This is a genomic window from Actinophytocola sp., from assembly GCF_036002505.1.
In the GTDB taxonomy this organism is placed as follows: Bacteria; Actinomycetota; Actinomycetes; order Mycobacteriales; family Pseudonocardiaceae; genus DASYTH01.
Map to the genome: position 1 here is coordinate 48,727 of NZ_DASYTH010000366.1, position 8,057 is coordinate 56,783.

The following is an 8,057-nucleotide window of genomic DNA, read 5'->3' on the forward strand; positions in this document are numbered from 1 at the left end:
CCTTGAGGGCTATGCACAATTCCGGTGGCCGTTCCCATGGTGAGGGCGGCGTTCGCAGAACCCTCTTGAATAGGAACCCATTGTCGGCGCCGCGCCGAGGCCGAACAATCGGTCGGGCGACCGATCGTGTTCGGGTGAAGCCCATTCGGCCGGCGGAGCGGCATCCCTCGCGGGGATGACCCCGGCGGAGGCCCGCCACGGCGCCGTCCCATCGACGGTGCGTGGCGGCGGCCCCGGACCTCCGCCAGAGAACGCTTAGGCCGCCAGGAGCTCGAGGGTTCCCGAAGCGGCGACATGGCCGTCCTGCTCGAGGACGACTCGAACGACGCTCGCACCGGCCACGGCGGACACGCCGTCCGGTTCGACGCGGATGACGCACGGCTGGTCGAACTCGACGTAGTGCGACAGCGCCAGGTCGCCGCGGATCGGCAGGGCGCGCGACTGTCCCAACAGGACCATCGCGGCCTGGCGCGCGGCCTCCACGGCGGCCATGCCGGGCACGTGGTCGACCAGGTGGTCGAACACCACCGGGTGGGTCGGGTCGAGGCGCAGCAAGAAGCCCTCGCCGCCGTGCGCGTCGGAGATCATGACGTCCCGGGCGCTGCACCGGCCGACGAGCGCGGGCGCCATCCCCGGACTGTCGCCGATGGACCCCGGCTCGACCTCGTGATGAGCACCGCGCAGCCGGGCGTAGCCGGCCGCGGACACGCAGCTCCAGCGGATCGCGGCGGTGGCGATCTCCTGGCCGTCGCGCAGGCACCGGTACTCGAACAGCATGCCGGCGAATCCGCGGCCGCGCCGGCGGATGTCCTGCGCGGTCACCTCGACGAGCACGTCGACCGGCTCGGATCCGTTGGTGCGCAAGCCTTCCGGCGCGATGTCGAACCGCTTCTCATGAGTGATGAACCTGTGGTCGATCGGGACCTCGAAGGCCACGTGCGCGATCAGCAGGCCGGCCTGGCGCAGGCTCTCCAGCAGCAGCATGGGGTCGTGCGAGTGCCGCGTGGTCGGTCCGTAGAAACTGTGCGAGCCCGGCCACCGCGTCCCCACCAGGAACGTGTTGAAGCCCGTCACCCGGAGATCGGTGATGAACACCTCCGAAGCGGACTCGCGGTGGACCAGGTGACGCGGAACGGTCTGCGAGAACAGCACCGGCTCCGCGCCGGGTAAGCATCGGGATAACAGCCCCTGTTGGGGGTTGATCATGGTCGTCATGGCGAACCTCGTCCCAGTGAAGATCAGTCAGTCCGTGTCGGTCGGACCGGCTCTGCGTCGGTCGGCTGGGCGGCGGTGCCCCCGGTAGTTGATCTCTGGCGTCGCCGCTCGAAGATCATTCGGCAGATGTGGCGTGCGCCACATGACGAACCATACCTACCACCCGGTTTTTTTTCGAGGGGTAATTGGGGGAATTTTGAGCTACGCTGGACCGAAGGTCGAGGCGCCACAGTGGGTTCTCCGGCGTGGGTCGACCGGATGCGGGCCACCGGCTGGCATGCTTGGTCTGGGCCAGTTGGGCCACACTTTACGGAGGAGGTGCGGGCGTTGGCACGGCAGGATCGCGCGGAGCGCACTCGCAACGCCATCCTGGACGCCGCCGCGGCTGTGTTCGACGAGCGGGGCTTCAACGGCGCGAGCCTGTCGGACATCCTGGCCAAGGCCGGGGTGACCAAGGGCGCGCTGTACTTTCACTTCTCCTCCAAGGAGGAGCTCGCCCGGGCGATCGTCGAGGAGCAGTTCACGGTCGACCTCCCGTTCGTCGACTTCGACAACCCCGGCCTCCAGACGCTCATCGACATGAGCCACGCGCTGGCCCACAACCTGCTCACCAACGTGCGGGTCCGGGCGGGTGCGCGGCTGGTCATCGAGGCCAACTTCGCCGACCCGACACCCGATCCCTACCTCCGGTGGATCGACTCGGCGCACACCGTGCTGGTCGCCGCCCAGGAGCGGGGCGACCTGCGCAAGGAATGGGACCCGAAGGACGTCGCCAACTGGATGTCGGCGGTGTTCATGGGCGTCCAGACCCAGTCCGACGTGCTCACCGGCCGCGCCGACGTGCACGACCGGCTCACCCGGCTGTGGCAGATCGCGCTGCCCGGCCTGGTTCCGCCGCGCCGCCTGCCCCGCTTCGTCCCGTCCGGAACGACCAACTGGGACACCAGCGCCGCCACCGCCTGACCCTTCAGCCATCGCGCCGCCCGTAGTGTTCGAAGTGGACGAATTCGGCCAGCGGCTTTCGGCCCAACGGTAACGACCCTTTGGCCGCCGGACCGGACGCTCCGTGCCCGGCCGGATACCCGATGCACACCGCCGTGCGCAGCACGCGTTCCGGTGGCACGCCAAGGAGTTCCCGGGCGGTGTGCACCGGGTCCGCACCGCGGAAACCGGCGATGCTCGAACCGAGCCCGTGCGCGGCCGCGGCCAGCATGATCCGCTCGGCGAGCCGGCCCTCGTCGAACTCCGTGCCCGGACCGGCCATCACCAGCAGCACGGCCAGCGGCGCGGCGGCCAGGTGCCGGGTGCCCGGGGAGGCGCCGGCCTCCGCCAGAGCCCGCAGCGTCGCCAGTTCTCGCACCAGGATCAGCTCCCAGGGCTGCCGGTTGCGCCCGCTCCCGGTCCAGCGGGCCACTTCCAGCAGGTCGTGAACCACCCCGTCCGGCACCGCACGCGGCGCGAACCGGCGCACGGCCCGCAGGTCGCGCAGCAACCGGACGGTGTCGGGCATCGGCCTCCTAATCAGTTCTGGGAGTGGCCATCCGGCACACTCCTGGTGGTAGCCGGTCGGCAGGTGAGCACTCCGGTCTCTCGGTGCGGAACCGGGCATTCCGCTCCGACGAGCACGAACAACTGGGACGATACCGAGCGGTATGTGGGTACCGCTGGCTTTTGGGGAGGAGAACGGCGTGGAGTTCGTCCCCATGGGACGCTCCGGCCTCAAGGTGTCCCGCGCCTGCCTGGGCACGGTGAACTTCGGCACCGCCTGGGGGATCGGGGTGGACGAGGCCGGCGCCCGGCCGATCATCGACGCTTTCCTGGACGCCGGACACAACTTCATCGACACCGCGGACAACTACAACGACGGGCAGGCCGAGGAGATCCTCGGCCGGGCCCTGCGCGGCCGCCGGGACGCGGTGGTGATCGCCACCAAGGCCGGCATGCCGCAGGGCGCGGGTCCGAACGACGGCGGGCTCTCCCGCGCGCACCTGACCCGCGCGCTGGAGGCCAGCCTGCGCCGCCTGGGCACCGACCACGTCGACGTCTACCAGTGCCACCGCTGGGATCCCGACACCCCGGTCGACGAGACCATGGCGGCGCTGGACACGTTCGTGCGGGCCGGAAAGGTGCGCTACGCCGGTTGTTCCAACTTCACCGCCGGCCAGGTCGTGGAGGCGCAGTGGGCGGCCACCCGGATCGCCGGGACGCCGCTCACCAGCATCCAGTCGCAGTACTCGCTGATCAGGCGGGACATCGAGGCGGAGATCGTGCCGACGTGCGTGCGGCACGGGCTGGGCGTGCTGGCCTGGAGCCCACTCGGCGGCGGCATCCTGGCCGGCCGGTACTCCCCCGGCGACGAGCCGGCGCCGGGCACCCGGATGGCCCGGCTCATCGCCGAGGACAAGCCGGGCATGCGGCAGTGGGTCGACGACCAGCTCAGCACGGGCAACCTCACCATCGCCGCCGAGGTCGCCACGGCCGCGGCGGAACTCGGCAGCACCCCCGCCGCCGTCGCGCTGGCCTGGGTGGCCGCCCGCCCCGGCGTGACGGCCGTCGTCATCGGGCCGCGGACCATGGCCCAGTACGAGCAGAACCTGGCCGGCTTCGAGCTGCGCCTGCCGCCGGAGTGGACCGCCCGCCTCGACGAGATCTCCGGCCCCGCCCCCACCCCGGTCACCGGCTCCACCCCCCGCCCCTGGCTGCGCCGCCACCCCGCGAGTCCCCGGTAGCTGCACGCGAGTCCCCGCTTCCAGCACACGAGTTCCTAGTTCGGAACCGGGAACTCGGCTGCCTGAGATGGGGACTCGCGGGCCTGAACCGGGGACTCGCCGGATCCCCTAGTCAGGGCTGACCGCCTCGGAGCCTTCGGTGTGGAACTCGGCCAGGCGGTCGCCGGAGACGATGCCGGGGAGCATGAGGCTCCACATGTCACCGAGGCCGGCGCGCATGTTGCCGCGGCGGATGCCCGCCCACCAGAGCACCTCGATGCCCACGCAGACCGTGATGACGAGGGTGCTGACCACGTCGACCAGCACCCCGTCATCAAGCTCCCCGGCCCGTTTGGCCCGCAGCAGCGTGGCCTCGAGGGTGGCCAGCAGCTCGACGTAGAAGTCGACGAACGGCCGGCCGCGGTCACCGCATTCGCGCGCGGTGCGCAGGCTTGCCCTGATCACCGGCTCGCTGTCCAGCCAGCGGGCCAGCATGTGCGTGATGTCGATCAGCGACTGGAGCGCGTGTGCCTCGGTCGCGGTGAGCTTGTCCACGAACGAACGGAGCATGCCGCACGCCTCGGCCTGGATCGCGCCACCCAGTTCCTTCTTGGACGCGAAGTGAAAGTAGAAGGCCCCCTTGGTCACCCCGGCCGCCCGGCTGACGTCGTCCAGCGTCGCCCCGGCGAACCCGTTGCGGTCGAACAGCTCCGCCGCGGATCGCACCAGGTGCAGGCGGGTGTACTCGGACCTCGCTTGTTTCGTCACGACACTTCCCGCGGCGCGCAGTCATACCAGGGCGGGCGACCGCCCCGTGCCGGCTCAGCCGGCGGCGCGGACCATGCCGGCGACCTCGGCACCCTCGGCCAGTCGGGGGTCGGACATGAGAATCGCGTGCTGCAGGCGGCGCAGGCTCGGCGACGGCTCCAGGCCGAGCTCGTTGACCAGGCAGGTGCGCAGCCGGCGGTACACGTCGATGGCCTCGCCGCGGCGGCCCGACCGGTACAGCGCGAGCATGAGATGCGCGTGCATACCCTCATGCGTGCGGTAACGCCCAACCAGGCCGGCGAGTTCACCGAGCAGCTCGTGATGGCGGCCCAACCGGAGATCCGCATCGATGCGGCGGTCAAGGACATTGAGCCGAGCCTCCTCAAGACGATGCGCCTCAACCTCGAGCAACGAGCCGGTCTGGACGTCGACGAGCGCGCGACCACGCCAGATCGCAAGTGCTTCGGTGAAGCTCTTGGACGCAGCCTCGTAGTCGCCAAGCTCGCGCGCCCGGTGGCCGACCGCCGCCAGTCGGTCGAAGTCCCGCACGTCCACCCTCCCCCCCATCGTATCGAGGAGGTAACCGCCGGGATAAGTGACCAGGATGCGCTTGGCGTCGCGCACCTCGCCGGCGGGTGTCTGCTCCAGCGCCGAACCGATCAGGTTGCGCAGGTGCAGGATGTAGGTCTGGACCGTAGTGTTGGCGCTGCGGGGAATGTCCTCGCCCCAGAGCTCCTCGAACAGGGAGGCCATGGGCACCACCTGGTCGGCGTGCACGGCCAGCATCGCTAAGACCTTACGGGGCTTGGCGGCGGTCGGGGCTACCGACGTGCCACCCTCTCGGGCCACCAGGGGGCCCAGTACATCTATGTCCACTTCGACTCCTGCCGCCAGGTGAACGATGCGCCGGCCCGGTGCTCGGCAGCTGCTCGTCCGCTCCTCAAGAATACAAAACCGACCGCCCGGTTTGTCAAGACAAAACCGGGCGGTCGGTCTGTTCTTTGTGGTTGAATTCCACCGTTTGGCGCACCTCAGTAACACGTAGTGATTGGCGTCACTCGGGGAGTGCACCTAAGGCCAGGGGTAACCGGTCCAGCGCCGGATCCTGCTGCAGGATCGCGCGCATCCGGTCCTGCAGCATCGGCGACGGCTCCATGCCGAGCTCGTCCACGAGTCTCCTACGCACCAGGGTGTACTCGCGCAACGCGTCGGCCTGGCGTCCGGACCGGTACAGACACACCATCAGCATCTCGGCCAGCCGCTCCCGCCACGGGTAGAGCCGGGCCATCTTCTTCAGCTCACTGATCACCCCGAGCTCGATGCCCGCGGCAATGCTGGCCTGGAACCGGTCCTCGATCGCGGCCAGCCGCGTCTCCTCGTAATGCAGCACCGAACCGTGGCACATCGGCCCGCCGGCCACGCCCTCCAGCACCGGCCCGTCCCACAGCGCCAGCGCCGTGGTGAGCAGGTCCCGGGCCCGCAGCGGGTTCCCGGCGACCTCCGCGTGCGCCTCCGTGGCCAGCCGCTCGAACAGGCTCGCGTCCACCTCGTCGGCGGCCGCGTTCAGCACGTACCCGGTCGGCATGGTGATCAGCCGGTCCCGGGCGAACTGCTCGCCGAAGTACGACTTGAACAATTTTCGCAATCGCGCGACGAGCGCCTGGAGCGCATTGTCCGCCTTCGCCACCGGCCGGCCGTCCCACAACTCCGCGAAGAACTGCTCCTTCGTGACGACCTTTCCTGAATTGATTAACAAGGTGGCCAGCACCGTGCGCTGCCGGCCACCCTGCAGGGCGACCAGCCGGCCGTCCGCCACCAGCCCGACCGACCCGAACAGCTTGAAGATCACGGTGCCGGGTGCAGGTTCGACCATGCCGACCCCCTCTCGGAGCTTGATGCTCAGTCATCCCGCTGACACGGCCATGACACGGACCTGACCTCTACAGCGCGTTCGACACCTTGAAGACCTGGAGGAAGCCGGCGAGGCTGGCCCGGCCGGAGAACGCGACGTACTCCGGCAGCACGGCGTGCGGCGCCCACTTGCTCTTGTAGGCGAGCTGGGTGCGGGCCGGGTAGACCGCGGCGCCACGGCGCCAGAGCTGGCCGGCGAGCCAGCGGAACCAGCGACTCGACGTGCCTACCTCCAGCGCGGGATCGAGGCCGGTGAACGGGGTGAACCCGAAGTGCAGCCAGCCGGCGCCCTCGTCGCGGAACGCTTCGATGGCCGCACTGTTGATCGCCTCCATGATTCCGGGCGGGCCGTCGGGGAGCCGCCGGGAGAGGTCGTGCAGCCAGCCCGCGCGGCTGCCGTACACCGGTGAGTAGGAGACGTAGCCGGCCAGCTCGCCGCCGAGGAGCCCGACGAACAGCCGGCGGTGCGGCTGCGCCGGCCCGCCGTACTCGCCCACCAGGAACTCCAGCGGCTTGGCGTGCTTTCCCTTGCTCCGCAACCACTTCGCGTCCAACTCGCGCATCGCGCCGGACCACGCGGCCTGGTCCAGCTCGGCCACGGTCAGGCCGGCGCGGTGCGCGCGGGAGATCTTGTTCCGGAGCCGGACGAACCGTGTGCCGCGCAAGGTGAACGCAGGGAGGTCCACCGCATAGGAGGCGCCGACCTGGTTCACCGTGAACCCCGCGCCCGCGTAAACCTCGGCGTCGGACCGCTGCAGCTGAATGGCGACTATCCGTTTTCCGGAGGCCGCGGCGAACTCGCGGAACCTCGTGAGCAACTCGAGCCTGGCGGCCGCCGGCGCGAACGCCCCGCCGAACTGCACGAGGTGCCGCCCGGAGGATCGGTAGACCACCACGCCGTCGAGATCCGGCGCGGTGAAGTAGCTGTTCCCGCTGTTCAGCGCCAGGAACGCGCTCGGGTTGTCGGCGTGCGACGCGAGGACCCGACGCACCTCGTCGAGGGTCGTGGGCGGCGCGGTGTCGATCGGCATGACGCCATCCTCGGTATCCCGCTCGAGAGCGCTCCTAGATTTCCTCGAGAGACAGTGCTCATCCAGAGAGGGTTCTGCACAACGAGGGCCGCAGTTGTGTTGGCATCATGGCCGGCGGACCGGTTGCTCGCGGTGGCCCAGCATGCCGCGCGGTGTTCGGGTCGGTGGCTGAGTTGGCAGAGCTGGTTGCTGGTCCGACCGCTCGGGCAGACCCTCCGGGCCTACCCTCGCTAGTCGGATCGAACTCCGCCCGGCGGCCCACCACTCCCAACCGGTATTGCGCAGGTAACTAGTCAGGCCGCCGCGTCGTCATGATGAGATCGCGGGCAGCCAGGGGCGGCCCTCGGCGAGCATGACGAGGACTTCGAGGAAGTGTTTGCCGTGTTTCGCGGCGGTGGATAGGTAGCTGCGGATCGCGCAGAAC

The 8,057-nt window shown here is 69.8% G+C and carries 8 protein-coding genes; 2 read left to right on the forward strand and 6 right to left on the reverse strand.

Annotated features, from left to right (window positions below):
- Positions 1-255 precede the first annotated feature (255 nt).
- Positions 256-1,215, reverse strand: a complete 960-nt coding sequence (locus tag VGR06_RS32210; protein WP_327562950.1) for a ScbA/BarX family gamma-butyrolactone biosynthesis protein — start codon at positions 1,213-1,215, stop codon at positions 256-258.
- A 327-nt stretch (positions 1,216-1,542) separates the two neighbouring features.
- Here VGR06_RS32210 and VGR06_RS32215 point away from each other — a divergent pair, with 327 nt between their 5' ends.
- On the forward strand, positions 1,543-2,178 hold the full coding sequence (locus VGR06_RS32215) for a ScbR family autoregulator-binding transcription factor (RefSeq protein ID WP_327562951.1): 636 nt from the start codon (positions 1,543-1,545) through the stop codon (positions 2,176-2,178).
- Between the two features lie 4 nt (positions 2,179-2,182).
- Here the strand turns inward: VGR06_RS32215 and VGR06_RS32220 are convergent, their stop codons facing one another.
- On the reverse strand, positions 2,183-2,725 hold the full coding sequence (locus tag VGR06_RS32220; RefSeq protein WP_327562952.1) for a nitroreductase family protein: 543 nt from the start codon (positions 2,723-2,725) through the stop codon (positions 2,183-2,185).
- A 178-nt stretch (positions 2,726-2,903) separates the two neighbouring features.
- On the opposite strand from VGR06_RS32220, the gene VGR06_RS32225 reads away from it, so the two are divergent.
- Positions 2,904-3,944 (forward strand): aldo/keto reductase, encoded by a 1,041-nt coding sequence (locus VGR06_RS32225; protein WP_327562953.1) that lies wholly within the window; start codon positions 2,904-2,906, stop codon positions 3,942-3,944.
- A gap of 108 nt (positions 3,945-4,052) precedes the next feature.
- Here VGR06_RS32225 and VGR06_RS32230 read toward each other — a convergent pair whose 3' ends face one another.
- The 4 genes from VGR06_RS32230 to VGR06_RS32245 all read right to left on the reverse strand — a co-directional run bounded on the left by VGR06_RS32230 (position 4,053) and on the right by VGR06_RS32245 (position 7,633).
- Positions 4,053-4,691, reverse strand: coding sequence for a ScbR family autoregulator-binding transcription factor (locus VGR06_RS32230; RefSeq protein WP_327562954.1), 639 nt, complete (start codon positions 4,689-4,691; stop codon positions 4,053-4,055).
- A gap of 54 nt (positions 4,692-4,745) precedes the next feature.
- Positions 4,746-5,567, reverse strand: a complete 822-nt coding sequence (locus VGR06_RS32235) for an AfsR/SARP family transcriptional regulator (protein WP_327562955.1) — start codon at positions 5,565-5,567, stop codon at positions 4,746-4,748.
- Between the two features lie 178 nt (positions 5,568-5,745).
- Positions 5,746-6,564 carry an AfsR/SARP family transcriptional regulator gene (locus VGR06_RS32240; RefSeq protein ID WP_327562956.1) on the reverse strand — a complete coding sequence of 273 codons (819 nt, stop codon included), beginning with the start codon at positions 6,562-6,564 and terminating at the stop codon, positions 5,746-5,748.
- A gap of 67 nt (positions 6,565-6,631) precedes the next feature.
- On the reverse strand, positions 6,632-7,633 hold the full coding sequence (locus VGR06_RS32245) for a DUF2156 domain-containing protein (RefSeq protein WP_327562957.1): 1,002 nt from the start codon (positions 7,631-7,633) through the stop codon (positions 6,632-6,634).
- Positions 7,634-8,057: the final 424 nt, after the last annotated feature.

What these genes read in the sequence shown, in the direction of transcription:
- VGR06_RS32210 (WP_327562950.1), bottom strand. Translation starts at nt 1,215, where the DNA reads ATGACGACCATGATCAACCCCCAACAGGGGCTGTTATCCCGATGCTTA.
- VGR06_RS32220 (WP_327562952.1), bottom strand. Translation starts at nt 2,725, where the DNA reads ATGCCCGACACCGTCCGGTTGCTGCGCGACCTGCGGGCCGTGCGCCGG.
- VGR06_RS32245 (WP_327562957.1), bottom strand. Translation starts at nt 7,633, where the DNA reads ATGCCGATCGACACCGCGCCGCCCACGACCCTCGACGAGGTGCGTCGG.
- VGR06_RS32240 (WP_327562956.1), bottom strand. Translation starts at nt 6,564, where the DNA reads ATGGTCGAACCTGCACCCGGCACCGTGATCTTCAAGCTGTTCGGGTCG.